Source organism: Dactylosporangium sp. NPDC006015, assembly GCF_040614215.1.
Lineage (GTDB): Bacteria > Actinomycetota > Actinomycetes > Mycobacteriales > Micromonosporaceae > Dactylosporangium > Dactylosporangium maewongense.
In genome coordinates this window covers 1-26,749 of record NZ_JBEXUD010000070.1, presented here as the reverse complement: position 1 = coordinate 26,749, position 26,749 = coordinate 1, and the positions used below count along the sequence as shown (strand labels likewise).

Genomic DNA, 26,749 nt, shown 5'->3' with positions numbered 1-26,749 from the left:
CTGAACAGGCTCGGCAAACTTCGGAGAAGCGGTCACGATCAAGGCTCCCTGCGGTGATGTCTACGGTTCCACCGGTTGCCAACGCGGAGGCGACCGACGGCATTCCCTCTCATAGTGACACGGTTTCGTGCTAGCGGCTCCACTGCGGAGCCAGCCGTCCGCCCAGTTCCCGCAGGCCGTCGGCCGGTCGGGCGAGCGCCTCGGCGGCGCTGCCGAAGTGCTGGACCAGGGAATGCGTCTCCGTGACGCCGATGCTGGCGGCCTCCCGGCGGCCCGCGTCGACCCGCCCGGCGACCACGACGCAGGGCACACCGAGGTCGCGTGCGGCGTTCGCCACACCCGCCACGACCTTCCCGCGCAGCGACTGCTCGTCGAAGGCGCCCTCACCGGTCACGACCAGGGAGACCTCCTCCAGTTCGGCGTCGAGGCGGGTCAGCTCCCGGACCAGGCCGATGCCGGAGGTGACGCGGCCGCCGAGGGCGAGCAGGGCGGCGCCGAGCCCGCCGGCGGCGCCCGCGCCGGGCTGGTCGGCGAGGCCGGCGGGGGCGGTGGGCAGGGCCTGCAGGACGCCGGCCCAGCGGGTCATTGCGGCGTCGAGCAGGAAGACGTCCTCCCTGGTCGCGCCCTTCTGCGGGCCGTAGACGGCGCTCGCGCCGTGCAGCCCGAGCAGGGGGCTGTCCACGTCCGTGGCGGCGACGATCCTGGCGTCGCGCAGCCGGGGTGTACCGCCGAGCGAGGCGCACTCCGTCAGCGCGGCGCCCCCGTACGGCAGCGCGTAGCCGGACGGGGACAGCGGCGCGGCACCCAGGGCGGCGAGCAGCCCGGCGCCGCCGTCGTTGGTGCCGCTGCCGCCGAGCCCGACGACGAGCGTGGTGGCGCCGGCCTCGACCGCGGCGAGCAGCAGCGTGCCGAGCCCGAACGTGGTGGTGTGCTTCGGATCACGTTCGGCGTCGGCGAGCAGGTGCAGGCCGCAGACCTCGGCGCTCTCGATGTAGGCGGTCGTCCCGTCGAGCACGACGTGCCCTTCGGCCGGGCGGCCGAGGGGGCCGGTGGCCGGCACGGTCAGGACGCGTGCGTGCGGCAGCGCCGCCGCCAGTACATCCGCGAAACCCGGACCTCCGTCCGACAGGGGCCGCAGGACGAGGTCGTCGCCGGGCCTGGCCGCGAGCCAGCCGGCGCTGAAGGCCTCGGCGGCGTCGACGGCCGTGATCGTGCCGGCGAACTTGTCGGGACACACCAGGACACGCATCCGGACATTGTGCACGTCTGCTAGGTCACAGTTCCGCGGTACCGCACGCGTGGGACGATCGAAGGGTGACCTGGGCTGAACCGTCGTCAACCGCCACCGCGCTCCTGCTGCTGGGCCGCGGCACCGACCCTGACACCGAGAAGGGTGTCGAGTGCCCCGGCGACCTGCCCGCACCGAGCGACCCCGACCTCGTCGAGCGCGCCCGGCGCGCCAAGGCCGCCCTCGGCGACCGTGTCTTCGTGCTGGGCCACCACTACCAGCGCGACGAGGTCATCCAGTTCGCCGACGTGACCGGCGACTCGTTCAAGCTGGCACGGGAGGCCGCCGCCCGGCCCGACGCGGAGTACATCGTGTTCTGCGGCGTGCACTTCATGGCCGAGAGCGCCGACATCCTGACCTCCGACCGGCAGCAGGTCGTGCTGCCGGACCTTGCCGCCGGCTGCTCGATGGCCGACATGGCCGCGCTGGTGCAGGTGGAGAAGGCCTGGGACCACTTCACCGAGCTGGGCATCGCCGGTGACGTGGTGCCGGTGACCTACATGAACTCGACCGCCGACATCAAGGGGTTCGTCGGCCGCCGCGACGGTGTCGTGTGCACGTCGTCCAACGCGGAGACGGCCCTGAAGTGGTCGTTCGAGCAGGGTTCGAAGGTGTTCTTCCTGCCTGACCAGCACCTGGGCCGCAACACCGCCGTGCTGAAGCTGGGCATGAGCCTCGACGACTGCGTGCTGTACGACCCCCACAAGCCCGCCGGTGGGCTGACCGACCAGCAGCTGCGCGACGCGAAGATGATCCTGTGGCGCGGCCACTGCTCGGTGCACGGCCGGTTCACCCTCGACAGCGTGCGCGACGTGCGGGAGCGGGTGCCGGGCGTCAACGTGCTGGTCCACCCCGAGTGCAAGCACGAGGTCGTCACGGCCGCCGACCACGTCGGCTCGACCGAGTACATCATCCGGATGATCGAGGCGGCGCCGGCCGGCTCGGCGTGGGCGGTCGGCACCGAGCTCAACCTGGTCCGCCGGCTGGCGCTGGCGCACCCGGACAAGCAGATCATGTTCCTGGACCGCAACGTCTGCTACTGCTCGACGATGAACCGGATCGATCTGCCGCACCTCGTGTGGGCGCTGGAGGAGCTCGTCGCCGGTCGCGTGCCGAACGTGATCACCGTCGACGCGGACACCGCGCACCACGCCCGGGTGGCACTCGACCGGATGCTCGCCCTGCCGTAACGCCGAACACCCCGTCACCCTCTGTGGTGGTTGAAGGTTGATCGCTGTCGGAGTCACGTCTTCGTGCCATGACCGACGTGCGGTCGGCGCTCGCATGCCGTAGATGTGGTTATGCTGCTGCGCGGGTTCACGCTCCGTCAGCACATCAGCCTTCAATCCCTGCCTGCAGGAGGGTCTTTCCGTGACCAACTACGACGCCGGTGACGTCCTCACCGTGCACGGTGGCGCGCCGCTCAATGGCGAGCTGCGGGTGCGCGGCGCCAAGAACCTCGTGTCCAAGGCGATGGTCGCGGCGGTGCTGGGCGAGACTCCGAGCACGCTGTTCGACGTGCCGGCGATCCGCGACGTCGAGGTGGTCACCGGCCTGCTGGAGCTGCACGGGGTGACGGTGACCCGCGGCCCGCTCGACGGCGAGCTGCACTTCGACACCTCCGACGTCGAGTCGGCCAACGTCGACGAGATCAACGTCCACGCCGGCTCGAGCCGCATCCCGATCCTGTTCTGCGGGCCGCTGCTGCACCGCCTCGGCCACGCGTTCATCCCCGACCTCGGCGGCTGCAACATCGGCGGGCGCCCGATCGACTTCCACATCCAGGCGCTGCGCGAGTTCGGCGCGGTCGTGGAGAAGTCCGAGAAGGGCATGGACATCACCGCGCCCAACGGGCTGCACGGGGCGAAGCTGCAGCTGCCGTACCCGAGCGTCGGCGCGACCGAGCAGATCCTGCTCACGGCCGTGCGCGCCGAGGGCGTCACCGAGCTGCGCAACGCCGCGGTCGAGCCGGAGATCATCGACCTCATCTGCGTGCTGCAGAAGATGGGCGCGATCATCAAGGTGCACACCGACCGGGTGATCGAGATCCAGGGTGTACCGCGGCTCACCGGCTACACGCACCGCCCGATCCCCGACCGCATCGAGGCGGCCAGCTGGGGCGCGGCGGCCCTCGCCACCCGCGGTGACGTGTTCGTCCGCGGTGCCCGGCAGGCCGACATGATGACGTTCCTCAACCTGTTCACGTCCGTCGGCGGCGCGTTCGAGATCGACGACACCCCGGGCGTGGGCGGCATCCGCTTCTGGCACCCGGGCGGCGAGCTCAACGCCGTGGCGATGGAGACCGACGTCCACCCGGGCTTCATGACCGACTGGCAGCAGCCGATGGTCGTGGCGCTCACGCAGGCCCGCGGGCTGTCGATCGTGCACGAGACGGTGTACGAGCGGCGCCTCGGCTACACGGCGGCGCTCAACCAGATGGGCGCCACGATCCAGACGTACCGGGAGTGCCTCGGCGGCACGCCGTGCCGCTTCGGCCGGCGCAACTTCATGCACTCCGCCGTCATCGCCGGCCCGTCCAAGCTGCACGCCGCCGACCTGGTGATCCCCGACCTGCGGGCCGGGTTCAGCCACCTGATCGCGGCCCTGGCCGCCGAGGGCACGTCCCGCGTGTACGGCGTGAAGCTCATCCAGCGCGGCTACGAGGACTTCGAGGGCAAGCTCAACGGCCTGGGCGCCCACGTCGAGCTGGGCTGACGTTCTTTTCGCGGACAGTGTGCGACCGGCCCGTGGCGTTGGGCCGCTCGCACACTGTCCGCTACCCTTCACGGCGTGCCGTCGTTGTTTTCCCGTAAGTCAGCAGAGCCCGCCGCAGCACCCGCCCCTGAGCCCGACGAAGCCGATGTCACGGCCGGTCGGCGCCAGACGCTGAGCAAGCGCGAGCAGGGCAAGACCACGCCGAAGCGGGTCGTGGCCGGCCGGCGTGTCGCCGAGCCGCCCGCGGCGAACCGGCGCGAGGCCGCGAAGAAGATGCGGGAGCGGCAGCGGGCGGAGCGCCTCGAGGCCCGCGAGGGCATGGCCAACGGCGACGAGCGCTTCCTGCTCGCCCGCGACAGGGGCCCCGAGCGGCGGCTCGTGCGCGACATCGTCGACTCGCGCCGGACCATCGGCACGTTCTTCTTCGGCACCACGTTCCTGGTGATGCTGGTGGGGTTCAACAAGAACCTCAACCCGAGCATCTACTTCGCGGCGAACGCCCTCTTCGGCGTCATGGCCGTCGCGACCGCGATCGACAGCTTCCTGATCTCGCGGACGGTCAAGCGCCTCGTCAAGCAGCGCTTCCCCAACAGCACCGAGAAGCTCGGCCGGCTGTACTTCTACGCGATCATGCGGGCCATCTCGTTCCGTTTCATCCGCAACCCGAAACCGCAGGTGAAGATCGGCGCCACCGTCTAGCGGCCGCCTGGCCGACGGTTCCGGCTCTCCGGGCGACAACGATTCGGCGGCGGCGCTCCGTCCGACGGTGGCGGTGGGAGGCTCCCAAGCCGTACCCTCCCTTCGCGACCGGACCACGATTTTCACCGGGTAGGCGCGTGGCGGGCGCCGGTGCATGATCGGCGCCGGTGTGGGGCGAGGAGAGCGAAGCTGTGAGCGACGAGTACCCGGGGGAAGAGCCGGGAACCGCCGCGCCCACCTGGGCCGCAGCGCAGACGATGCCGTGGACCAGGGTGCCGGAGCAGCGACGTGACGAGCAGGCGCCGTCGGGGCGCGGCGGTCCGGAGCACGGTCCGGGCCAGCAGGGCGGCGAGCAGTGGGGCGACGACCCGTCCGGCCGCCGCCAGCAGGGCCGGCCGTACGGCGACCCGCGCCACCCCGGCGACCCGCGCCTGACCGATCCGCGTGCCGGTGACCCCCGCGGGCCGGTCGACGAGCACGGCCGCCCGCAGCCACGCTGGGCGCAGGGCGGGCCGCCGCCGCAGGGGTACCAGCCGCCGCCGCAGGTGCCGCAGCAGGGCCGCCACCCGCAGCAGGGACGTCCGCCGCAGGGCGGCTACCAGGGGCAGCAGGGCTATCCGCAGGTGCCGCAGCAGGGCCGCCACCCGCAGCAGGGTCGGCCGCAGCAGGGCGGCGACGACCGGCGCGGGTATGAGCGCGGCCACGACGGCCAGTACGACGACCGCCGCGGATACGACGCGCCCTTCGACGACCGCCGCGGGCACGACGCCGGGTATGACGACCGGCGCGGCTACCCCGGTCATGACGACCGCCGCGGCGATCCCCGCCGGGACGACCGGCGGGGCTACGACGACGACCGGCGCGGCGACTTCCGGCGCGACGACCGCCGCGGGTACGAGCCCGGCTACGACGGCCGCGGCCACGAACCCGGCTACGACGACCGGCGCGGGTACGAGCCCGGCTACGACGACCGCCGGGACGACTTCCGGCGCGACGACCGCCGTGACGACCGGCGCGGGTACGGCGCCGGCTACGACGACGACCGCCGCGGGCACGACGACCGGCGGGGCTACGACGGGCCGCCGCCCGGGTACGGGCGCCCGCAGCAGGGGCACGGCCGGCCGCGCAACCCCGCCCTGGACGAGCCGACCGACGAGGTCCCCCGGGTGCGCCGCGGCGCCGCCCCACCGGCCGCACCGCAGTCGGCCCCGCCCGGCGCGGGCCGGGCCACGGTCTACGGCGCTCCCCCGCCGGTGGACGCGCCGATGAGCGCGCCGCCGGCCGGGACGACGTACGGCGGTCAGGGCCGCTCCACCGTCTACGGCGCCCCCACCCAGCCGGGCGGCGGACCGGTCCAGCAGGGTGCCCCGCAGCAGGGACGCACCTACGGCGCCCCGGTCCAGGGCCCGCCGGCGCACGGCGACCACGGCATGCCCGACGCGCCCGTGTCGGCCGCACCGGTCTCGGCCGCGCCCGTGTCGGCGGCGCCGGTCTCGTCGGCGCCGGTCTCGGCCGTGCCGCACCACCATGCGCCGGGTCACGCCCGGCCCGAGGACCTCACCGACCGGCCCGTGTCGTCCGCGCCCGCGCGGCACGCCGGGCACGGCCGGCACGAGGACCCGGGCAACCGGCCGGTGTCCGCGGCGCCCGTCTCCGCGGCCCCGGTCTCCGCGGCACCCGTCTCGTCGGTGCCGGTCTCGTCGGCGCCCGTCTCGTCGGTGCCGGTCTCCTCGGTCCCGGTCTCGTCCGTGCCCGTCTCCGCCGCCCCGGCGCAGGCTGTACCGGCGCACGTCCCACCGGCGCAGGCCGCGCCCATGCCGCCCATGCCGCCCGCTCCCGTCCAGCCCGCGCCCGTCCAGCCCGCGCCCGCACCCGGGTCCGCGGCGAACGCGGACACGGCGAACGCGTCCGGCGGGGCCGGCCCGGCAGGCGGGGGTACGGAGCCGCCGGCCGGCGACGACGTGGTCGTGACGGTGGCGCCGCTGAGCGCGCCGCCGGTCGACGCACCGGAGGCGCCGTTCAACGCGTTCGGGCCCGCCGAAGGCGGCGACGCGGAAGGGCCGGCGCAGGCAGTACCGGCGCCGCAAACGGAACACGAGGGGTCAGGCACGGTGCAGCAGACCGCGATGGACGCCTATCGCTCCGCGCCGCTGACCGGTGCGGGCGTCGACGGGTTGCAGGCGACGGGCTACCTGCCGATCGTGCGGCCCGGGGCGGAAGGGTTCCCGGCCGAGCTGGCGGCGCTGCTGCCGACCTCGCCGGCGGCACCCGGACGCAGCGAGCCGAAGCCCGAGGAGGCCGCGGGCCCCGACCCGGAGCAGGTCCTCGCCGGGTACGTGTGGCGCTTCGACCCCGACACGCTGCGTGAGCAGATCGAGGGCGACGAGGTGCAGGAGCTCACCGAGATCCGCGACTCGCTGACCGCGAAGCTGAACCGCGTCGAGGACAACCCGACGCGGGCGCGGCTGCTGAGCCTGCGCGCCGTGGTGTCCCGGATCCTGAACGACCTGCCCAAGGCGTTCGCGGACGGCAAGCTCGCCCTCGCGCACGCCGAGGCGACCGGTGAGCTGCGCCGGATCGCGATCGCGCAGGCGCGGCTGGCGCACGTGCTGCAGTGGCGGGAGGAGTTCGAGGAGGCCGACCGGCTCTTCACGCTCGCCAACTCCAGCGAGCTGCCGGACCGGCTGCGCGCCACCATGCACCAGCACGCCGGCAAGTGCGCCTACGACCAGGGCCGCTACATGGAGGCCTGCAACCACTTCGAACGGGCCCTCGACCTGCGCAAGGAGGAGGACCCGGAGCTCATCGCGCAGACCGAGCTGGCGCTCGACGCGGTGTTCCGGCGGGTCGCCGAGAAGGGGTGGGGCCCGTACCCGCGCAGCCGCGACGACATCCTGCAGATCCGCAAGGCGCCGGCGCCCGCGTTCGACGAGCAGACCCAGCGGTGGGGGTACATCGAACCCGACGGCAACTTCTGCATCGGCCCCGGCTACCTGGACGTGCAGCCGTTCCGCGACGGTGTGGCGTGGGTGCAGCGGCAGGGTTCGGAGACGTGGGAGCTGATCGACGACGCCGGCAAGCTGCTCATCGAGCCCGCCGCCGGCTACCTGGGCGTCGGTAGCTTCTCCGACGGGGTCGCCTGGGTGTCCCGCGACGGCACGAACCGCTGGATCGCGATCGACAAGACCAACGCGGTGCTCATCTCGACCGGGTACGACGACGTGCGGCCGTTCCGGCGCGGGGTCGCGGCGGTCCGGCGCGGCGAGCACTGGGGCGCCGTCGACAGCGTCGGCCGGGTCGTCGTGTCGTTCCAGTACGACGGATTCGCCACCGCGCTGCTCGACGGACGGTACATCGACGGCTTCAGTGACGAAGGTCTCGCCGTCGTGTCCCTGGACGGGCGCAAGGGTGTCGTGGACCGGTCGGGCCGGGTCCTGGTGCCGCCGATCCACCACACGCTGATGATCCACCCGGTCGCGTTCCTGTTCGCGGACGACTCGCAGCGTTGGGGCGCCCTCGACCGGCGCGGCCGGACGGTGATCGAGGCCACGTTCCCGAGCCGGACCGGGGTGACGGACGAGATCGACCGTCTGCTCGCCGACACGCGCCCCGTCATGTAAGCAGTTAGTCATGGAGTTTCGTCACCTCGGCCGGTCCGGGATGCTCGTCAGCGAGATCTCGTACGGCAACTGGATCACCCACGGCTCACAGGTCGAGGCGGAGCAGGCGACCGCCTGCGTGCACGCCGCCCTCGACCTCGGCATCACCACGTTCGACACCGCCGACGTCTACGCCGGCACCCGGGCGGAGGTCGTGCTCGGCGAGGCGCTGAAGGGTCAGCGCCGCGAGGGCCTGGAGATCTTCACCAAGGTCTACTGGCCGACCGGCCCGGGCCGCAACGACCGCGGCCTGTCCCGCAAGCACATCCTCGAGTCGATCAACGGCTCGCTCCGTCGGCTGCAGACCGACTATGTCGACCTGTACCAGGCTCACCGGTACGACTACGCCACCCCGCTCGAGGAGACCATGGAGGCGTTCGCCGACGTGGTGCACAGCGGCAAGGCGCACTACATCGGCGTCTCGGAGTGGCGGGCCGACGAGATCAGGGCCGCTCACGAGCTCGCGCGCGAGCTCCGCATCCAGCTGGTCTCGAACCAGCCGCAGTACTCGGCGCTGTACCGGGTCATCGAGGCCGAGGTCGTCCCGACGTCGCAGGAGCTCGGCATCGGGCAGATCGTGTGGTCACCCCTGGCGCAGGGCGTCCTGACCGGCAAGTACCTGCCGGGCCAGCCGCCGCCGGCCGGGTCGCGGGCCACCGACGAGAAGTCGGGTGCCAACTTCATCTCCGCGCTGCTGCGCGACGAGGTCCTCACCGCGGTGCAGCAGCTCAAGCCGCTCGCCGAGCAGGCCGGGCTGACGATGGCGCAGCTGGGTGTCGCGTGGGTGCTGCAGAACCCGAACGTGTCCTCGGCGATCGTCGGGGCGACCCGCCCCGAGCAGCTGCAGGACAACGTGAAGGCGGCGGGCGTGAAGCTCGACGCGGAGCTGCTCAAGCGGATCGACGAGGTGCTCGACCCGGTCGTGGAGCGCGACCCGGGCAAGACGCAGAGCCCCGCCAAGCGTCCCTGATCGGTGGTGACGGGGGCCGCTTCGGCGGCCCCCGTCTCACGACCAGAAGCGGAACAGGCTGAGACCGTCGGAGACCAGGTAGGACGGCAGGCCGAGCCCATCGCCGAACGCGAACACGACGGTGAAGAACCAGTCGTTGATCACCGGTGACCACAGCAGCGCGATCAGCAGCAGCATCCCGTACGGCGCGACGTGGTTGAACCCCCGCTGCCACTGCGGGCTCAGCCACGGGAAGAGCAGGTTGCCGCCGTCCACGCCGGGCATCGGCACGAAGTTGAGGATGCTCGCGGTCAACTGCAGGAACGCCAGGAACGCCAGCGCCGCCCAGAACGCCTCGGTGCCGCCGTTGTCCATGCCCAGCGCGAACGGCAGGACCAGCACGACGGCGAGGACCATGTTGGTGGCCGGGCCGACGAAGCTGATCAGGCTGTCCGTGAACCGGTTGCGGATCACCGAGTGGTTGACCCAGACGGCGCCGCCGGGCAGGCCGATCCCGCCGATCAGCAGGAACACCACCGGCAGCACGATGGACAGCAGCGGGTGGGCGTACTTCAGCGGATCGAGCGTCAGGTAGCCCCGGTGCGCCACGTCGTGGTCGCCGCCCTTGTACGCGACGAGGGCGTGCGCGTATTCGTGCAGGCAGAGCGAGACCGTCCAGCCCGACGCGACGAACAGGAACACGTCGAGCTGCTCGCTGCCGAAGCCCGTCCACGTCATCCAGCCGGAGACCGCGAACAGCGCGAGGATGCCCAGGAAGATCGGGCTCGGCCGGAACGCCTCGCGGGGCAGCCCCGCGACGCGTCCCGGCGAACGGCCGAAGGCCACCGCGTCAGCCTCCCGCCGCGGGCAGGAGGCTCATCTTGTATTCCGTGCGCTCGTCCTCGGTCAGGATCGCCGTCGTTGCGCCCTTGGCGACCAGCTCACGCCAGCTCTGGCCGAGCCAGGACTCCGCGTCGGACTGGCTGGAAAACGCCTCGTTCGGGCCGTCGACCGTCCGGCTCTCAGCGTCTTCGAAATGCCATGTCCACGCCATCAGTCACGCTCCCGTCCCAGGTAGGTAGTTTCGAGCGTATCGGGAAGACCGCGTTGTGCCGATGCCGCCCACCGGAAAGTGAACCCCTGGCCATAAAGTACGGGGCATGCGGTTGCTGGTGCTCGGTGGAATCCGGTCCGGGAAGTCGGAAGTGGCGGAGTCGCTCGTCGCGGACGCGGAGCGGGTGCGCTATGTCGCGACCGCCCCCGAGCTGCCGGGCGGACTGACAGACGAGGCGTGGGCGGCGCGGCTGGCCAGACACCGGGAGCGGCGGCCCGCGGGCTGGAGCACCGAGGAGATCGGCACCGAGCCGGAGCGCCTCGCCGACCTGCTGCACAGCGCGAAGCCCGAGGACGTGCTGCTCGTCGACGACCTCGGCGGGTGGCTCACCGCCGTGTTCGACACCGGCGGCGACTGGTCCGACGCGCACGCCGCCGACGCCCGCATCGCCGCGCTCGCCGACGCCGTCCGCGGCTGCCCGGCGGCGCTGCTGGTCATGGTCTCGCCCGAGGCCGGGCTCGCCGTGCTGCCCGCCACCGCGGCCGGGCGCACCTTCGCCGACGCCAACGGGCTGCTCAACCAGCGGGTCGCGGCGGCCAGCGACGGGGTCGCCCTGGTCATCGCCGGGGAGGTCACCTGGCTGCGCGGCGGCTCCGCGGTCGGTTTCGCGGGCGGCCGGGAGGCTGCCGCCGCTGTTGTGGACACCACGCCGTTCGCGTTCACCGGCGCGGTCGCCGGAGCGGTGCTGTCGACGGCCGACGGGGGCGAGGCGCTGTCGTTCCAGCCGGGCATGGAGCTGCCGCTGCCCGACGAGTCGACGGCAGCCGAGGCCGGCGAGCGGCTGCGGACCCTGAAGCTCAACGGCGCCGGCCTGGGCGGGCTCGTGCCCGTCGTCCGCTTCGCCGGCGGCACCCAGGGCCGGCCCGACCCGCGCCCGTGGCAGCAGCCGCGGATCCTGGTCCTGCGCGGCGACCGGACCGGTGGCTTCGCGGCCGGTGACTCGTCGGCGGCCGCCGACGAGCGCCTCCAGGACGTCGTGGACGGCACCGGCACCCTGGCGATGCTCGCCGCGACCGCCGGCGCCAGCGTGCAGGCGATCGACTGCCCCGAGGCCGGGCCCGCCGAGCTGCACGACTCCCTCGACGACAGCAGCGTCGACGCGGCGCTGACCCTCGGCTGGCGGCTCGCCGACGCCGCCGCCAACGAGGGCGTCGACGTGCTCGTCCTGGGTGCCTGCGGCTCCGGCTCCGACGCGGCCGCCGCGGCGATCGTGGCCGTCCTCACCGGCGGCGAGCCCGCCGCGCTGCTCGGCCGGGTCGTCGACGCGACCGGCTTCGTCGACGACGCCGCCTGGATCCGCAAGGTCGGCGCGGTCCGCGACGCCCGGCACCGCATCCGCGCCCGCAGCCGCGAGCCGCACACGATCCTGTCGATGCTCGGCGGCGGCGACATCGCGGTCGCGGTCGGCGTCCTGCTCGGCGCCGCGTCCCGCAAGCTGCCCGTCATGATCGACGGCCCCGTGGGCATCGCCGCCGGCCTGGTCGCCCGCGACTACGGCGCGCAGACCCGGCACTGGCTCCTCATGCCCGACCACGGCGAGAACCCGACGGTGAAGCTCGCCGCCGACGTGCTCGGCGTGACCCCGTTCCTGCAGCTCAAGCTCGGCCTCGGCGAGGGCGGCACGGCCCTGGCCACGCTGCCGCTGATCAACACGGCGCTCACCCTGGCCGCGGCGACCCCGCCCCGCGTGCCGGCCCCCGCCGAGCCGCCGTCGGACGGCCTGACCGAGCAGGAGCGGATCGAGGCGGAGATCCAGCGGGTCGTCGCGGACTCCCCCACCGCCGAGATGCCGTACGTGAAACCGTCGTGGGAGGACTGAAGCTCGCCCTGACCCTCTTCACGATCGCCCCGCTGGGCGTGTCCCGGGTCGACCGGCCGGCGGCGCGGACGGCGATGGCCGTGGCTCCCCTGGTCGGCGTCATGCTGGGAGGTGTACTGGCCGGCGCCGCCCTCGGTCTCCGCACCGCGGGCGCCTCACCCCTCCTGGCCGCCGCCGCGACGGTCGCCTTGGCCGCCGTCTGCACCCGTGCCCTGCACCTGGACGGCCTGGCTGACACGGCCGACGGCCTGGGCTCCTTCGCCCCGAGCAACAAAGCCCTCGAAATCATGAAAAAATCGGACATCGGCCCTTTCGGCGTGGTGTCCATCGTGGCGGTGCTGCTGCTCGACACGGCCGCCCTGACCAGCATCCTGTCCCACCCGTGGCCGGCGGCCCTGGCCATGGTCGTCACCGGCACCGCCGCGGGCCGCCTCGGCGCCACCATCGCCTGCCGCGCGGGCCTGCCCGCCGCGCGCCCCGAGGGCCTCGGCGCCCTGGTCGCCGCGACCCTCCCCCGCCCGCTGATCGCCGCGCTCACCCTGCTGCTCGCCGCCGCCGCGGCCGCCCTGGCCACCACGACGGGCTTCACCGACCCGGTCCGCGCCCCGCTCGCGGTCCTCCTCGCCGCCGCCACCGCCTGGTCCCTGACCCACCACACAAGACGCCGCCTGGGCGGCATCACCGGCGACGTGATCGGCGCCGCTGTGGAACTCGCCACACTGACCGCCTGGCTCGTCCTGGCCACCACCCCCTGACCCGCATCCCCCGCCCGCCGGTTTGTCGTCACTCCGGGCTGACACCCCAGCTGTGGAAATCGCCACAAACGACGGTCTGACCGGCCCACGCCACCAGCGAGCTGCGTGACCCCGGCACCCCTCGTGGAGTGGGAGCGGGGCGAGACGGTCCGGGCGGGGTGCGAGAGGCAGCAGGCCCGCCCGGAGCGACGTGGTCAGCGGACGTTGGACTTCACGAACGGGGGTTTGACGACGCGGACGGTCGAGCGGCGGCCGCGGACGTCCAGGGCGACCTCGTCACCCTCCGAGACCCCGGCCGAGGTGTCGATGAGGGCCAGGCCGATGCCGACCTTGCGGGTCGGGGAGAACGTGCCGCTGGTCACCTCGCCGATCGGGGTGTCACCGGAGGCGGGGAGGACGGCCATGTGCGCCCTGGGGATGCCGCGGTCCAGGGACTCGATGCCGAAGAGGAGGCGGCGCGGGCCGGCGGCCTTCTCGGCGAGCAGGGCTTCGCGGCCCCAGAACTGCTCCTTGCCCCAGCCGACGGCCCAGCCGGAGCGGGCCTGGACGGGGCTGATGTCCAACGACAGGTCCTGGCCGTGCAGGGGGTACCCCATCTCGGTGCGCAGCGTGTCACGGGCGGCGAGGCCGCACGGGCGGGCGCCGGCGGCGGTGATCGCGTCCCAGAGGGTGTGGGCGTCGTGGGAGGGCACGACCAGCTCGTAGCCGTGCTCGCCGGTGTACCCCGTGCGGCACACGACGACGTCGCTGCCCTCGAAGGCCGAGACGGTGAAGCTCATGTAGTCGTGGTCGGTCGGCAGTCCGATGCCGGACAGCAGCTCCGCGGAGCGGGGGCCCTGCACGGCGAGGACGGCGAAGAGCTCGTGCTGGTCGACGACGCTGATCCCGTTCGGGGCGGCGGCGACGAGCCGGCGGACGACCTCGGCGGTGTTGGCCGCGTTGGGGATGAGGAAGACGTCGTCGTCGCCGAAGCGGTATGCGATGAGGTCGTCAACCACGCCGCCGGATTCGTCGAGGCAGAGGGTGTACTGCGCCTGGCCTGCGGCGATACGGTTGAGGTCGTTGCTGAGGCAGCGGTTGACGAAGTCGGCGGCGCCGCGGCCGCGGACCCGGGCCTTGCCCAGGTGCGACACGTCGAACACGCCGGCGTCCTCCCGGACCGCCGTGTGCTCCTTGAGCACGCCACCTCCGGCGTACTCGAGGGGCATCTCCCAGCCACCGAACGCCGCGAACTTGGCACCGAGCGCCGCATGACGGTGATACAACGCGGGGTGCCGCAAGGGTTGCGTCATGCCCGCAACCTATCGCGTTGGTTATCGTGTCCAGCACCCGAATCGGCGGCATGCTGAAGGTGCGGTACCGCCGCAGCCGACGCTGACGCAGAACACCACCAGTGATGTGGAGCCCGAGTGACCGCCCTGAACCTGGTCGACACCGACCCCGCCGAGCTCGCCGTCGACGCCGTGGTCGTCGGCGTGTACGCACACGACGGCGGTGACGCCAAGCTGCTGCTCGCTTCCGGAGCGGAGAGTGTCGCGGCGGCGTTCAGCGACCGGCCGGGTGGCGGGCTGGCGGAGACGCTGCGGGTCCTCGGCGCGACCGGGGCGATCGGCGAGGTGACGAAGGTCGCCGCGTTCGGCGCGGTCGCGGCGCCGCTGGTGGTGGCGGTCGGGCTCGGGCCGGAGCCGGCGGGTGCCGCTCCCGCGGCGGAGACGCTGCGGCGGGCCGCCGGGGCGGCGACGCGCGCCCTGGCCGGGTCGGCGTCGGTGGCGCTCGTGCTGCCGCTGTCGGACCGGGACACGCCCACCGACGACGAGCTGACCGCGGGCGTGCGGGCCGTCGCCGAGGGCGCGGTGCTGGGTGCGTACCAGTTCACCGGGTACAAGACGAAGGGCGTCCGGAAGGACCCGGTCCGCAAGGTGGTGCTCCACGTGCCGGACGCGGCGGCGCGCCTGGCGAAGGCGGCCGTGAAGCGGTCGGGCACGGTGACGGCGGCGGTGACCCGGACCCGCGACTGGATCAACACAGCGCCCAACGAGCTGCGCCCGCCGCAGTTCGCCGAACAGGCGAAAGAGGCCGCGGAGGCGGCGCAGCTGGACGTCACCGTCCTGGACGAGAAGGCCCTGGCGAAGCAGGGGTACGGCGGCATCCTCGCGGTCGGGCTCGGCTCGGCGGCGGCGCCGCGGATGGTGCGGATCGCGTACGAGCCGGCGGGCGCGACGAGAAGGGTCGCGCTGGTCGGCAAGGGCATCACGTTCGACACGGGCGGCGTGTCGATCAAGCCGGCGGCGGGCATGTGGGAGATGAAGTCCGACATGTCAGGGGCGGCGGCGGTCGTGTCGACGATGATCGCGATCGCGGCGCTGAAGCCGAAGGTCGCCGTCGTGGCGTACGCGCCGATGGCCGAGAACATGGCGTCCGGCAGCGCGTACCGGCCGGGCGACGTCGTGACGATGTACAACGGCCACAAGGTCGAGGTGCTCAACACCGACGCCGAGGGCCGCATGATCCTCGGCGACGCGATCGCCCGGGCGTGCGAGGACGACCCCGACTACCTGTTCGAGGTGTCGACCCTGACCGGCGGCCAGGTGATCGCGCTCGGCAAGCGGATCTCCGGGGTGATGGGCACGCCGGAGCTGTGCGAGCGGGTCCGGGACGCGGGCGAGCGGGTCGGCGAGCCGGCGTGGCCGATGCCGCTGCCGGAGGACGTCCGCAAGGGCATGGACTCCGAGGTCGCCGACATCTCGCAGGTCAACGCGGGCATGGACCGGGCGGGGCACATGCTGCAGGGCGGCGTGTTCCTGTCCGAGTTCGTCGCCGAGGGCGTGCAGTGGGCGCACATCGACATCGCCGGCCCCAGCTACCACTCCGGTGAGGCGTTCGGCTACTGGGCGAAGGGCGGCACCGGCGTGCCGGTGCGCACCCTGATCGGCCTGGTGGAGGAGATCGCCGCCGAAGGCTAAGTGGTCTTGTTGCGGGCGTTGAAGTCGCGCATCCGCTGCGGGTAGCCGACGAGCGCCACGTCGTAGATCGGCATGCTCAGCTTGTGGGCGAACTGGCGGGCCGCCTGCGGGTCGTCGACGCGGCGGCGGGTCCACTCGCCGTCGTGTGCGATCAGCAACAGTGTCGTTTCTGTCACTGCCGTGCGGGGCTCGATGAACCCTTCGACGCCCCGCCGGGACCGGACGAACTCCTCCAGGTGCCGCAGGTCCTCACGGTTGGCGGCGCGCCCACCTGCGGCGGCTCTGTTGCGACGGAACCAGGCCAAGATCCGTGCCCCTCCCCGTGATGATGCCCCGACGAACCCCCGCGAACGGGCACCCGGCGGTCGACGTCGGGGCACCTACCGTCGCAGGCGGACGGCGGTGATGACAAGATGGCCAAGGATCGTCATGCCATCACGGACCCAACCGGTCCGTGCATCACCTGGGAGAATCCGTGAGCGACCCACACGCCAACTCCTTCGACGTCCTGATCCTGGGCGGCGGCAGCGGCGGCTACGCGGCGGCGTTCCGCGCGGCGCAGCTCGGCCTGTCCGTCGGCCTGGTCGAGAAGGACAAGCTCGGCGGCACCTGCCTGCACCGCGGCTGCATCCCGACGAAGGCGCTGCTGCACGCAGGTGAGGTCGCCGACGCGGCCCGCGAGGCGGAGCAGTTCGGCGTCCAGGCGACGTTCAACGGCGTCGACATGAAGGCGGTCAACTCGTACAAGGACGGTGTCATCACCAAGCTCTACAAGGGGCTGCAGGGCCTGGCGAAGGCCCGCAAGGTGACGCTGATCGAGGGCGAGGGCCGGCTCGTCGCCGCCGACACGGTCGAGGTGTCGGGCACGCGGTACAAGGGCAAGAACGTCGTCCTGGCGACGGGCTCCTACTCCAAGTCCCTGCCGGGCCTGGACGTCGACGGCGAGCGGGTGCTGACCAGTGAGCACGCCCTGGCCCTGGACCACGTGCCGGCGTCGGCGGTGATCCTCGGCGGTGGCGTGATCGGCTGCGAGTTCGCCAGCGCGTGGAAGTCCTTCGGGGTGGACGTGACGATCGTCGAGGCCCTCCCGCGGCTCATCGCGGTCGAGGACGAGGCGAGCTCGAAGGCCCTGGAGCGGGCGTTCCGCAAGCGTGGGATCAAGTTCAAGACCGGCAAGCCGTTCGAGAAGGTCGAGCGCGCCGGCGAGGGCGTCAAGGTGACGATCCAGGGCGGCGAGACGATCGAGGCGGAGCTGCTGCTCGTCGCGGTCGGCCGCGGTCCGACGACGGCCGGCCTCGGCTACGAGGAGCAGGGCGTCAAGATGGAGCGCGGGTTCGTCATCACCGACGAGCGGCTGCGCACCAGCGTCCCCGGCGTGTACGCGGTCGGCGACATCGTGCCGGGTGTCCAGCTCGCGCACCGCGGCTTCCAGCAGGGCATCTTCGTCGCCGAGGAGATCGCCGGGCAGCACCCGCAGGTGATCGACGAGGCCGGCATCCCGCGCGTCACGTACTCGGAGCCGGAGGTCGCCTCCGTCGGGCTCAACGAGTCGAAGGCCCGCGAGCTACACGGCGACAAGATCGAGGTGATCCAGTACGACCTGTCCGGCAACGGCAAGAGCCAGATCCTGAAGACCGCCGGTTTCGTGAAGCTGGTGCGGGTCAAGGACGGCCCCGTCGTCGGCGTCCACATGGTGGGCGCGCGGGTCAGCGAGCTGATCGGCGAGGGCCAGTTGATCTACAACTGGGAGGCCTTCCCGGGCGACGTCGCCCCGCTCGTGCACATGCACCCCACGCAGAACGAGGCCATCGGTGAGGCGTTCCTGGCGCTCGCCGGAAAGCCGCTGCACGTCCACTGATTCCATCCGGGACCCGACCGCCACAAGCACTGTCCAGCAGCGTTTCAAGGAGACTGTTCATATGCCGGTATCGGTCACCATGCCCCGGTTGGGCGAGAGCGTCACTGAGGGCACCGTCACCCGCTGGTTGAAGCAGGAGGGCGACCAGGTCGAGGCCGACGAGCCGTTGCTCGAGGTCTCCACCGACAAGGTCGACACGGAGATCCCGTCACCGGCGGCCGGGGTGCTCACGCGCATCGTGGTGCAGGAGGACGAGACCGCCGAGGTCGGCGCCGAGCTCGCCGTCATCGGCGACGCCGGCGACGCGGGCGGTGCGGCCCCGGCCGAGGAGCCGGCCGCCGCCGAGGAGCCCGCTCAGGCCGAGGAGCCGGCCCCCGCGGCCGAAGCACCCCAGGCCGAGGCCCCGAAGGCCGAGGCGGCGCCCGCCGCGGAGGCGGCGTCGGGGGAAACCACGTCGCTGAAGATGCCGGCGCTGGGCGAGTCCGTCACCGAGGGCACCGTCACCCGCTGGCTCAAGCAGGTCGGTGACGCGGTCGAGGCCGACGAGCCGTTGCTCGAGGTCTCCACCGACAAGGTCGACACGGAGATCCCGTCGCCGGTCGCCGGCACGCTGCTGGAGATCAAGGTCGCCGAGGACGAGACCGTCGAGGTCGGCGCCGAGCTGGCCGTCATCGGCGCCCCGGGCGCGGGCGGCGGCGCCCAGCCGGCGCAGCAGGCCCAGCCCGCCCAGCCCGCCCAGCAGGTGGAGCAGCCCCAGCCGAAGGCCGAGCCCAAGCCCAAGCCGGAGCAGGCCGCCGCCCCCGCGCAGGCGGCCGCCCCGGCCCCCGCGCAGCCGGCGCAGGCCAAGCCGGCCGCGGCCGCCCCGGTCGCCGCCGGCCCGGCCACCTCGGTCGAGCCGAGCGTCAACGGCAAGGCCGAGGGCGACGCCGGGTACGTGACGCCGCTGGTCCGCAAGCTCGCCTCCGAGCACGGGGTCAACCTGGCGACGCTGTCCGGCACCGGGGTCGGCGGGCGCATCCGCAAGCAGGACGTCCTCGACGCCGCCGCCAAGGCCAAGCAGGCCGCCGCCGCTCCCGCTGCCGCGCCCGCCGCGGCCGCCGCGGAGAGCAAGCCGGCCGCGAAGGCGGCGCCGAGCCCGCTGCGCGGCCAGACGCAGAAGCTGACCCGCATGCGCGCGCTCATCGCCCGCCGCATGGTCGAGTCGCTGCAGGTGTCGGCGCAGCTCACCACGGTCGTCGAGGTCGACGTCACCAAGGTGGCGAAGCTGCGGGCGAAGGCCAAGCAGCAGTTCCTCGACACGCACGGCGTGAAGCTGTCGTTCCTGCCGTTCTTCGCCCTCGCGGCGGTCGAGGCGCTGCGGGTGCACCCGTCGGTGAACTCCTCGATCGACCTGGAGGCGGGCACCGTCACGTACCACGACGCCGAGCACCTCGGCATGGCCGTCGACACCGAGAAGGGACTCATCGTCCCGGTCATCCGCAACGCGGGCGACCTGAACCTCGGCGGCCTCGCCAAGCGGATCGCGGACGTGGCCGAGCGCACCCGCACCAACAAGCTCAACCCGGACGACATCACCGGCGGCACGTTCACGCTGACCAACACCGGCAGCCGCGGCGCGCTGTTCGACACGCCGATCATCAACCAGCCGCAGGTGGCGATCCTCGGCACCGGCGCGGTCGTGAAGCGTGCCGTCGTCGTCAACGACCCGGAGCTCGGCGAGATCATCGCGCCGCGGTCCATGGTGTACCTGGCGCTGTCCTACGACCACCGGATCGTCGACGGCGCCGACGCGGCCCGCTTCCTGACCACGGTCAAGGAGCGCCTCGAGGGCGGCAACTTCGAGGCCGACCTCGGCCTGTAACACCGCAATGCGAAACCTGTAGCACCGCGACGCGAAACAGGGGCGCCCCCGAGGGGCGCCCCTGTTTGTGGTTTATCGGCCGCCGCTGGGCAAGATGACGGCATGCAGATCCTCATCGCGGGCGCGTCCGGGTTTCTCGGCGGGCGGCTCGTGCCGCACCTGCGCGCCGCCGGGCACCAGGTCACCCAGCTCGTGCGTCGGCCCGCCCGCGGCCCGGGCGAGCTGCGCTGGGACCCGGCCGCCGGCCTGCTCGACGCGTCGGCCGTCGCCGGCAAGGACGCCGTCATCAACCTGGCGGGGGCCGGTGTCGGCGACCGGCGCTGGACCGAGCAGTACAAGCGGACGCTGCGCACCAGCCGCGTCGACACCACCGGGACCCTCGCGAAGGCGATCGCGGCCGCCGGGGCGCAGCGGCCGGCGGTGCTGCTGAACTCGTCCGCGGTCGGGTTCTACGGCGACACCGGCGACCGCGCCGTCGACGAGCAGTCACCGGCCGGCGCGGGGTTCCTCGCCGACCTGTGCCGGGTGTGGGAGGCGGCGACCCGCCCCGCGGAGGACGCCGGGACGAGGGTCGCGCTGCTGCGCACCGGGTTCCCGCTCGCCCGCGACGGTGGGCTGCTGAAGCCGCTGTACCTGCAGTTCAAGCTGTTCGCCGGCGGGAGGATGGGCGGCGGCCGGCAGTACCTGCCGTGGATGTCGCTGCCGGACTGGCTGGGCGCCGTCGAGTTCGTCCTGGAGCGCGACCTCGCCGGCCCCGTGAACCTCACCGGCCCCGAACCGGTCACCAACGCCGAGTTCTCCGCGACCCTGGCGAAGGTGCTGCACCGGCCCAACCTGCTGCCGGTGCCCGGGTTCGCGCTGAAGGCCGCCGTCGGCGAGTTCGGCGGCGAGGCCCTGGTCAGCCAGCGGGTGCTGCCCGGGGTCCTGGTGCGCGAGGGTTTCCCGTTCGCGCACCGGACCGTCGAGGCGGCGCTTCAGCAGGCGGTGTCGGCGACGACGTAGTAGTTGGCGCCGGTCTGCTGCAGGCCGTGCGTGGTGAACACGTTGTAGAGGCCCATCGCCTGGTTGGACCCGTTGGCGTACACGTAGCCGCCGCTCTGGTGCGCCCGCCCGGCGGTGACGTGGGCGTAGTTCGACGCCCGGACGCACGGACCGGCGGACGGGGTCGACGACGGGGTGGCCGACGGCGTGGGCGAGGCGGTCGGCGAGCCCGTGGGGGTCACGACGCCGCCGTCCAGGCCCCAGTCGCGGGCCTGGTAGTACGACGAGCAGATGGTGTCCTTGTAGTACGTGCCTGCCGTCCCGCACTGCTCGGTGGCGCTGCCCGGGTCGACGGGTGTCGCGTGCGTCATGCCCTGCACCAGGTACACCTTGACCTTGTCGGCGTAGTTCGACATGGACGTGCCGCCGGGCAGCGACGCGGTCGACGTCGGGGTCTGCGAGACGCCGAGGACGTTGGTCCACTGGTCGCGCAGCTCGGTCGCGTTCGCCGGGGCGACGGTCGTGTCCGACGTGCCGTGCCAGATCGACACCCGCGGGCGGGCGCCGGTGTAGCCGCTGTAGGCGTTGCGGACCAGGTCGCCCCAGGCCGCGGGGGTCTTGTCGACGCCCGGGTTCATGCAGCTGAAGGCGCTCGTCGTCGAGGTCGCGCAGCGGTACGGAATGCCGGCCATGATCGCGCCGCCGGCGAAGACGTCCGGGTACGTGGCGAGCATCACGGCGGTCATGGCGGCACCGGCGGACAGGCCCGTCACGTACACCCGGCCGCGGTCGATCTGGTAGTTGGTGGCGGCGTAGTCGACCATCTGCTTCACCGACAGGGCCTCACCGGAGCCGCGGGCCGTGTCGCCGGTCTCGAACCAGTTGAAGCAGCTGGAGCTGTTGTTCGCGGACTTCTGCTCCGGCAGGACCAGGGCGAAGCGCCACAGGTCCGCGTACTTGCGCCAGCCGGCGTTGGTGAAGTAGTCGGTGGCGTTCTGGGTGCAGCCGTGCATGGCGACGACCAGCGGCGCGTTCGCCGGCAGGCCGTCGGGGCGGTAGCTGTACATGGCGAGGTTGCCGGGGTTGGAGCCGAAGCTCGACACCGCGGTCAGCGACGCGGCATAGGCCGGGGTGGACACGACGGTCAGGCCGACGGCGGTGCCCACGGCGGCGAGCACGGGCAGGACGAAGCGCAACCAGCGGGGCATGGCGGTGCCCTTTCCTCTCGGGGGATGCCCACGCTAGGTGTGACGCTTCACGCACCACTATGTCCGTTGTCCACACATTCCTGGCCCGGTCGGCGTGCGTTCGCCGGCGTTAGGCTGAGGCGTGACCAGCATTCTGGGTTTTGAGGTTGTACGGGCCGGCCTGGTCGACTACGAGACGGCCCTGGCCGAGCAGCGGCGGATCCACGAGGCCGTCGCGAGCGGCGCCGCACCCGACACGGTGCTGCTGCTGGAGCACCCGAGCGTCTACACGGCGGGCAAGCGGACCGAGCCCGCGGACCGCCCGTTCGACGGCACCCCGGTCGTCGACGTCGACCGCGGCGGCAAGATCACCTGGCACGGTCCGGGGCAGCTGGTGGGCTACCCGATCGTCAAGCTGCCCGACCCGATCGACGTCGTGGCGTACGTGCGCCGCATGGAGCAGGTCCTGATCGACGTCTGCGCCGAGTTCGGCCTGGCCACGGTGCGGGTCGAGGGGCGCAGCGGGGTGTGGGTCGCCGCCGACGAGCGCGGGCCGGACCGCAAGGTCGCCGCGATCGGGATCCGGGTCGCCCGTGGTGTGACGCTGCACGGGTTCGCGATCAACGCCGACTGTGACCTGTCCCGCTACGACATCTTCGTCCCGTGCGGCATCCGCGACGCGGGCGTGACGTCGCTGTCGGCCGAGCTGGGCCGCGACGTCACGGTCGCCGAGGTCCTGCCGGTGGTCGAGCGGCACCTGGCGACGCTGCACCAGAGCTGACGCGGCTGGCGGGGGGCCTGTCCGCACCGGGCAGGCCCGCAGGACATCGACCTGGCGGGCCGCGGACATAGACCACCGACGTGTCGTCGAGCACCACCGTTTCGTGATTGCCGGGTGTACGGATCGGGAACCTCGCGGACGTGACGTCAATCGCGTTCCCGGCGGCTGGGCAGGCCTCGGGCGTAGGCTTTCCCGTGTGACCGCCGTTGTTCCGGAAGGCCGTCGTCTGCTGCGCATCGAAGCGCGAAATGCGGAGACGCCGATTGAGCGCAAGCCGCCGTGGATCAAGGTCTCCGCGAAGATGGGGCCTGAATACACGCACCTGCGAGGCCTCGTGCAACGCGAGGGCCTCCACACGGTGTGCCAGGAGGCCGGCTGTCCCAACATCTACGAGTGCTGGGAAGACCGCGAGGCGACGTTCCTCATCGGCGGCGACCAGTGCACGCGACGGTGCGACTTCTGCCAGATCGACACCGGTAAGCCCGCCGAGTTCGACGCCGACGAGCCGCGCCGGGTCGCCGAGTCCGTGGCGACGATGGGCCTGCGCTACGCGACGGTGACCGGTGTCGCCCGCGACGACCTGCCCGACGGTGGCGCGTGGCTCTACGCGGAGACCGTCCGGCAGATCCACGGCCTGGTCGACGGCTGCGGCGTGGAGCTGCTCATCCCCGACTTCAACGGCGAGCCGAAGCTGCTCGGCGAGGTCTTCGAGGCCGGCCCCGAGGTGCTCGCGCACAACGTGGAGACCGTCCCGCGGATCTTCAAGCGGATCCGTCCCGCGTTCCGCTACGAGCGCTCCCTCGACGTGATCACGCAGGCCCGCACCGCCGGCCTCGTCACCAAGTCCAACCTGATCCTCGGCATGGGCGAGGAGCGGGCCGAGGTCACCCAGGCGCTGCGCGACCTGCACGACGCCGGCTGCGAGCTGGTGACGATCACGCAGTACCTGCGGCCGACGCCGCGGCACCACCCGGTGGAGCGCTGGGTGAAGCCCGAGGAGTTCGTGGAGCTGCGCGAGGAGGCCGAGCAGATCGGCTTCGCCGGCGTGCTCAGCGGGCCCCTGGTGCGCTCGTCCTACCGGGCCGGCCGCCTCTACCGTCAGGCCCTGGACAGCCGCGCGCTGAAGGCGTGACAGCCGGGCGCTGAAGGCGTAAGCGGCCAGCGAAGCGACTCGGGCCGCGCACCAGGAAGCACAGCATCGGCTCACGCCGACGCCGAAGGCGGCGGCGTGGGCGCTTCCCATTAGAGTGGGAGGTATGGCAAAGGCCCAGGAGCCGGAGAAGGTCTCCTTCTTCACTCGGCTCAAGCAGATCGGCATGGTGTTCTCGTTCACCGCCAAGCGGGACAAGCTCTTCGTTCCGCTGGTCCTGGTGGTGGTCCTCGTGCCGCTCATCGCCGTCGGCGTGGCCATCGGGCTCGGGGTGTCCTGGGTATGGGCGCCGATCGGTGTCCTCGCCGCGCTGCTGGGCACCGTCATCGTGCTCAACCTGCGCTCGCAGAAGGCCATGATGCGCGAGGCCGAGGGGCAGCCGGGCGCGGCCGCCTCGATCATCGAGAACATGCGCGGCGACTGGCGGGTCACCCCCGCGATCGTCTCCACGACGCAGTTCGACATGGTGCACCTGGTCATCGGCCGGCCCGGCGTGATCCTCCTCGGCGAGGGCAACCCGAGCCGGGTCCGCGGCCTGATCAACCAGGAGCGCCGCCGCCTGGTGAAGGTCATCGGCAACGCGGAGCTGCGCGACTTCGTGATCGGCAACGAGGAGGGGCAGCTGCCCCTCGCGAAGCTGCGCAACACGCTGGTCCGGCTGCCGCGCACGATCACCGGCAAGGACGTCAACGCGCTCGACAAGCGCCTCACGGCCCTGTCCGCGCGCCCGCAGATGCCGCGCGGCGCGATGCCGAAGAACATGAAGCCCCCGAAGGGCGCGTTCAAGGCCATGCGCGGCCGCTGAGCGATCCGCTGCGGGACCTACGAGGCCGCCGGCTGGGTGTTCACGACCCAGGAGCCGGCGGCTTTGTCGTGCAGTCCCCGGCCGTCCTTGTCCATGATCAGCGCCGGTACGAGCAGCAGCAGCAACGCGCCCCGCAGGATCGCCCGGGGCACGCCGATCGCGCCGCCTGTGGCCATTGACACACACCGGATGCGCAGCAGCCGCATCCCGAGGGTCTGGGCGAAGAAGCCGAGGAACAGCCCGTACACCACCAGCAGCAGCCCGGGCGCGAGCCACGGCACCTCGACCGGATCCGCGAACGCCCTGCTGATGACCAGGCACAACAGCCAGTCGACGAGGATGGCGCCGAAGCGCCTGGACAGCGATGCAGCGGTGAGCTCCACGGCAGGCAAGCCTACCGGGCGCCTCACCTGTCACTGATTTGTCAAACGACTGTGGCGAAACACAGTGGAAACAATCGAGACATGCCCGGGCAATCGCACGGTTCTACGGTCGCCCTCAACCAGCCACCTTCACACTGAAGTGATCACCACGAGACTGGTACTGCCTGCGACCTGGAGGACGAGTGTTCGCCAATTCTGACGAGCTGCTGCGATACGTGAAGGACGAGGGCGTCCGCTTCGTCGACATTCGCTTCTGCGACCTGCCGGGCGTCATGCAGCACTTCAATGTCCCCGCCGAGGCGTTCGACGAGAGCGTGTTCAGCGACGGTCTCGCGTTCGACGGTTCGTCCATCCGTGGCTTCCAGGCGATCCACGAGTCGGACATGATGCTGCTGCCGGACCCGACGTCCGCCTTCATCGACCCGTTCCGGATCGAGAAGACCCTGGCGCTCAACTTCTTCATCCACGACCCGTTCACGCGTGAGGCCTACTCCCGTGACCCGCGCAACGTGGCGAAGAAGGCCGAGGCGTACCTCGCGTCGAGCGGCATCGCCGACACCGCCTACTTCGGCCCCGAGGCCGAGTTCTACATCTTCGACTCGATCCGGCACGAGACGTCGGCGAACCAGGCCTACTACTACATCGACTCGGTCGAGGGCTGGTGGAACTCCGGCAAGGAAGAGCCGGGCGGCAACCGCGGTTACAAGACCGCCTACAAGGGTGGCTACTTCCCGGTCCCGCCGGTCGACCACTACGCCGACCTGCGTGACCAGATCGTCCAGCGCCTCCTCGGCGCCGGCTTCATCGTCGAGCGCTCGCACCACGAGGTCGGCACCGCCGGCCAGGCGGAGATCAACTACCGCTTCGGCACGCTGCTGCAGGCCGCCGACCAGCTCCAGCTCTTCAAGTACATCGTGAAGAACACCGCCTGGGCCGCCGGCAAGACCGCGACCTTCATGCCGAAGCCGCTCTTCGGCGACAACGGCTCCGGCATGCACACCCACCAGTCCCTCTGGCTGGGTGGCGAGCCGCTGTTCTACGACGAGGCCGGCTACGGCGGCCTGTCGGACACGGCCCGCTGGTACATCGGCGGCCTCCTGCACCACGCTCCGTCGCTGCTGGCGTTCACCAACCCGACGGTCAACTCCTACCGCCGCCTGGTCCCCGGCTACGAGGCCCCGGTCAACCTGGTCTACTCGCAGCGCAACCGCTCCGCGTGCACCCGTATCCCGGTCACCGGCACCAACGCCAAGGCCAAGCGCGTCGAGTTCCGCGTGCCGGACCCGTCGGCCAACGTCTACCTGGCCTTCGCGTCCATGCTGATGGCCGGCCTGGACGGCATCAAGAACAAGATCGAGCCGCCGGCCCCGATCGACAAGGACCTCTACGACCTTCCGCCGGAGGAGGTCGCCAACGTCCGGCAGGTCCCCGCCTCGCTCGACGAGGTCCTCGACACCCTCGAGGGCGACCACGGCTTCCTCCTCGAGGGCGGCGTGTTCACCCAGGACCTGATCGACACCTGGATCTCCTACAAGCGCGCCAACGAGGTCGACCCGGTCCGCCTGCGCCCGACCCCGCACGAGTTCGCGATGTACTACGACGTGTGAGTTGACGTCAGCGCGCTGATCCGGCGCTGTCCCCGCTGACCAGCTCCGCGGGGACAGGCTCCGGCCCGACGCACGAAACGGCGGTCACGCCAGGCTCTACAGCCGGCGTGGCCGCCGTTTCGCGTGTCTGGCGGGCCCGTGCCGACCCGGGCCGGCCCGGGACGCCACGGTCAGG

General features: G+C 72.1%; 22 protein-coding genes. 15 read left to right on the top strand and 7 right to left on the bottom strand.

All coding sequences use genetic code 11. The annotated features are described in order from the left end of the window. Positions 1-130: 130 nt before the first annotated feature. A complete protein-coding gene (locus ABZ321_RS54510; RefSeq protein WP_344506247.1) occupies positions 131-1,249 on the bottom strand; it encodes a glycerate kinase in 1,119 nt (372 codons plus the stop codon). Between the two features lie 65 nt (positions 1,250-1,314). Here ABZ321_RS54510 and nadA point away from each other — a divergent pair, with 65 nt between their 5' ends. From nadA to ABZ321_RS54485, 5 genes are all read left to right on the top strand, one after another. Further along, positions 1,315-2,478: a quinolinate synthase NadA gene (gene nadA, locus ABZ321_RS54505; protein WP_344506246.1), complete on the top strand. Its 1,164-nt coding sequence runs from the start codon at positions 1,315-1,317 to the stop codon at positions 2,476-2,478. Positions 2,479-2,659: 181 nt separating this feature from the next. Continuing rightward, on the top strand, positions 2,660-4,003 hold the full coding sequence (murA, locus tag ABZ321_RS54500) for a UDP-N-acetylglucosamine 1-carboxyvinyltransferase (protein ID WP_344506245.1): 1,344 nt from the start codon (positions 2,660-2,662) through the stop codon (positions 4,001-4,003). Between the two features lie 75 nt (positions 4,004-4,078). Continuing rightward, positions 4,079-4,702, top strand: coding sequence for a DUF3043 domain-containing protein (locus tag ABZ321_RS54495; protein ID WP_354904353.1), 624 nt, complete (start codon positions 4,079-4,081; stop codon positions 4,700-4,702). Positions 4,703-4,893: 191 nt separating this feature from the next. After that, on the top strand, positions 4,894-8,322 hold the full coding sequence (locus tag ABZ321_RS54490; RefSeq protein WP_354904350.1) for a WG repeat-containing protein: 3,429 nt from the start codon (positions 4,894-4,896) through the stop codon (positions 8,320-8,322). A 10-nt stretch (positions 8,323-8,332) separates the two neighbouring features. Then, positions 8,333-9,331 carry an aldo/keto reductase family protein gene (locus tag ABZ321_RS54485; protein ID WP_354904347.1) on the top strand — a complete coding sequence of 333 codons (999 nt, stop codon included), beginning with the start codon at positions 8,333-8,335 and terminating at the stop codon, positions 9,329-9,331. A gap of 36 nt (positions 9,332-9,367) precedes the next feature. On the opposite strand, the gene ABZ321_RS54480 is transcribed toward ABZ321_RS54485, so the two are convergent. Together ABZ321_RS54480 and ABZ321_RS54475 are read right to left on the bottom strand one after the other, a co-directional pair. After that, on the bottom strand, positions 9,368-10,156 hold the full coding sequence (locus tag ABZ321_RS54480) for a site-2 protease family protein (protein WP_354904344.1): 789 nt from the start codon (positions 10,154-10,156) through the stop codon (positions 9,368-9,370). A 4-nt stretch (positions 10,157-10,160) separates the two neighbouring features. Further along, complete coding sequence (locus ABZ321_RS54475) at positions 10,161-10,364, bottom strand: hypothetical protein (protein WP_344506240.1); 204 nt, start codon at positions 10,362-10,364, stop codon at positions 10,161-10,163. Between the two features lie 106 nt (positions 10,365-10,470). Here ABZ321_RS54475 and ABZ321_RS54470 point away from each other — a divergent pair, with 106 nt between their 5' ends. Together ABZ321_RS54470 and ABZ321_RS54465 are read left to right on the top strand one after the other, a co-directional pair. Beyond that, complete coding sequence (locus ABZ321_RS54470; RefSeq protein ID WP_344506239.1) at positions 10,471-12,243, top strand: bifunctional adenosylcobinamide kinase/adenosylcobinamide-phosphate guanylyltransferase; 1,773 nt, start codon at positions 10,471-10,473, stop codon at positions 12,241-12,243. After that, entirely contained in the window at positions 12,231-12,998 is a 768-nt protein-coding gene (locus tag ABZ321_RS54465; protein ID WP_354904340.1) for an adenosylcobinamide-GDP ribazoletransferase, read from the top strand. Before ABZ321_RS54470 ends, ABZ321_RS54465 begins: the two co-directional genes overlap by 13 nt. 194 nt (positions 12,999-13,192) lie before the next feature. Here the strand turns inward: ABZ321_RS54465 and gcvT are convergent, their stop codons facing one another. After that, positions 13,193-14,290, bottom strand: a complete 1,098-nt coding sequence (gene gcvT, locus ABZ321_RS54460; protein WP_354904338.1) for a glycine cleavage system aminomethyltransferase GcvT — start codon at positions 14,288-14,290, stop codon at positions 13,193-13,195. Positions 14,291-14,407: 117 nt separating this feature from the next. Between gcvT and ABZ321_RS54455 the strand changes: the two genes are divergently transcribed. Beyond that, on the top strand, positions 14,408-15,961 hold the full coding sequence (locus tag ABZ321_RS54455; protein WP_354904336.1) for a leucyl aminopeptidase: 1,554 nt from the start codon (positions 14,408-14,410) through the stop codon (positions 15,959-15,961). Here the strand turns inward: ABZ321_RS54455 and ABZ321_RS54450 are convergent. Beyond that, positions 15,958-16,269, bottom strand: a complete 312-nt coding sequence (locus tag ABZ321_RS54450) for a hypothetical protein (protein WP_344506341.1) — start codon at positions 16,267-16,269, stop codon at positions 15,958-15,960. The two genes, ABZ321_RS54455 and ABZ321_RS54450, sit on opposite strands and share 4 nt — an antisense overlap. A gap of 167 nt (positions 16,270-16,436) precedes the next feature. Between ABZ321_RS54450 and lpdA the strand changes: the two genes are divergently transcribed. The 3 genes from lpdA to ABZ321_RS54435 all read left to right on the top strand — a co-directional run bounded on the left by lpdA (position 16,437) and on the right by ABZ321_RS54435 (position 20,682). After that, on the top strand, positions 16,437-17,819 hold the full coding sequence (gene lpdA, locus ABZ321_RS54445) for a dihydrolipoyl dehydrogenase (RefSeq protein WP_344506235.1): 1,383 nt from the start codon (positions 16,437-16,439) through the stop codon (positions 17,817-17,819). 61 nt (positions 17,820-17,880) lie between these two features. Next, positions 17,881-19,680, top strand: a complete 1,800-nt coding sequence (gene sucB / locus ABZ321_RS54440; RefSeq protein ID WP_354904333.1) for a 2-oxoglutarate dehydrogenase, E2 component, dihydrolipoamide succinyltransferase — start codon at positions 17,881-17,883, stop codon at positions 19,678-19,680. Between the two features lie 102 nt (positions 19,681-19,782). Beyond that, on the top strand, positions 19,783-20,682 hold the full coding sequence (locus ABZ321_RS54435) for a TIGR01777 family oxidoreductase (RefSeq protein ID WP_344506233.1): 900 nt from the start codon (positions 19,783-19,785) through the stop codon (positions 20,680-20,682). Here the strand turns inward: ABZ321_RS54435 and ABZ321_RS54430 are convergent. Next, positions 20,655-21,869 carry a PHB depolymerase family esterase gene (locus ABZ321_RS54430; RefSeq protein ID WP_354904331.1) on the bottom strand — a complete coding sequence of 405 codons (1,215 nt, stop codon included), beginning with the start codon at positions 21,867-21,869 and terminating at the stop codon, positions 20,655-20,657. The genes ABZ321_RS54435 and ABZ321_RS54430 overlap by 28 nt on opposite strands. A 121-nt stretch (positions 21,870-21,990) precedes the next feature. On the opposite strand from ABZ321_RS54430, the gene lipB reads away from it, so the two are divergent. From lipB to ABZ321_RS54415, 3 genes are all read left to right on the top strand, one after another. Then, entirely contained in the window at positions 21,991-22,629 is a 639-nt protein-coding gene (gene lipB / locus ABZ321_RS54425; protein WP_344506231.1) for a lipoyl(octanoyl) transferase LipB, read from the top strand. A gap of 196 nt (positions 22,630-22,825) precedes the next feature. After that, the gene (gene lipA, locus ABZ321_RS54420) at positions 22,826-23,761 is read left to right on the top strand and encodes a lipoyl synthase (RefSeq protein ID WP_344506230.1); all 936 of its coding nucleotides are present in this window, start codon (positions 22,826-22,828) and stop codon (positions 23,759-23,761) included. A gap of 124 nt (positions 23,762-23,885) precedes the next feature. Next, positions 23,886-24,584, top strand: a complete 699-nt coding sequence (locus ABZ321_RS54415) for a DUF4191 domain-containing protein (protein WP_344506229.1) — start codon at positions 23,886-23,888, stop codon at positions 24,582-24,584. A 17-nt stretch (positions 24,585-24,601) separates the two neighbouring features. Here the strand turns inward: ABZ321_RS54415 and ABZ321_RS54410 are convergent, their stop codons facing one another. After that, positions 24,602-24,967, bottom strand: a complete 366-nt coding sequence (locus ABZ321_RS54410) for an RDD family protein (RefSeq protein WP_344506228.1) — start codon at positions 24,965-24,967, stop codon at positions 24,602-24,604. 182 nt (positions 24,968-25,149) lie between these two features. Here ABZ321_RS54410 and glnA point away from each other — a divergent pair, with 182 nt between their 5' ends. Beyond that, positions 25,150-26,574 carry a type I glutamate--ammonia ligase gene (gene glnA / locus ABZ321_RS54405; protein WP_344506227.1) on the top strand — a complete coding sequence of 475 codons (1,425 nt, stop codon included), beginning with the start codon at positions 25,150-25,152 and terminating at the stop codon, positions 26,572-26,574. Positions 26,575-26,749 lie beyond the last annotated feature (175 nt).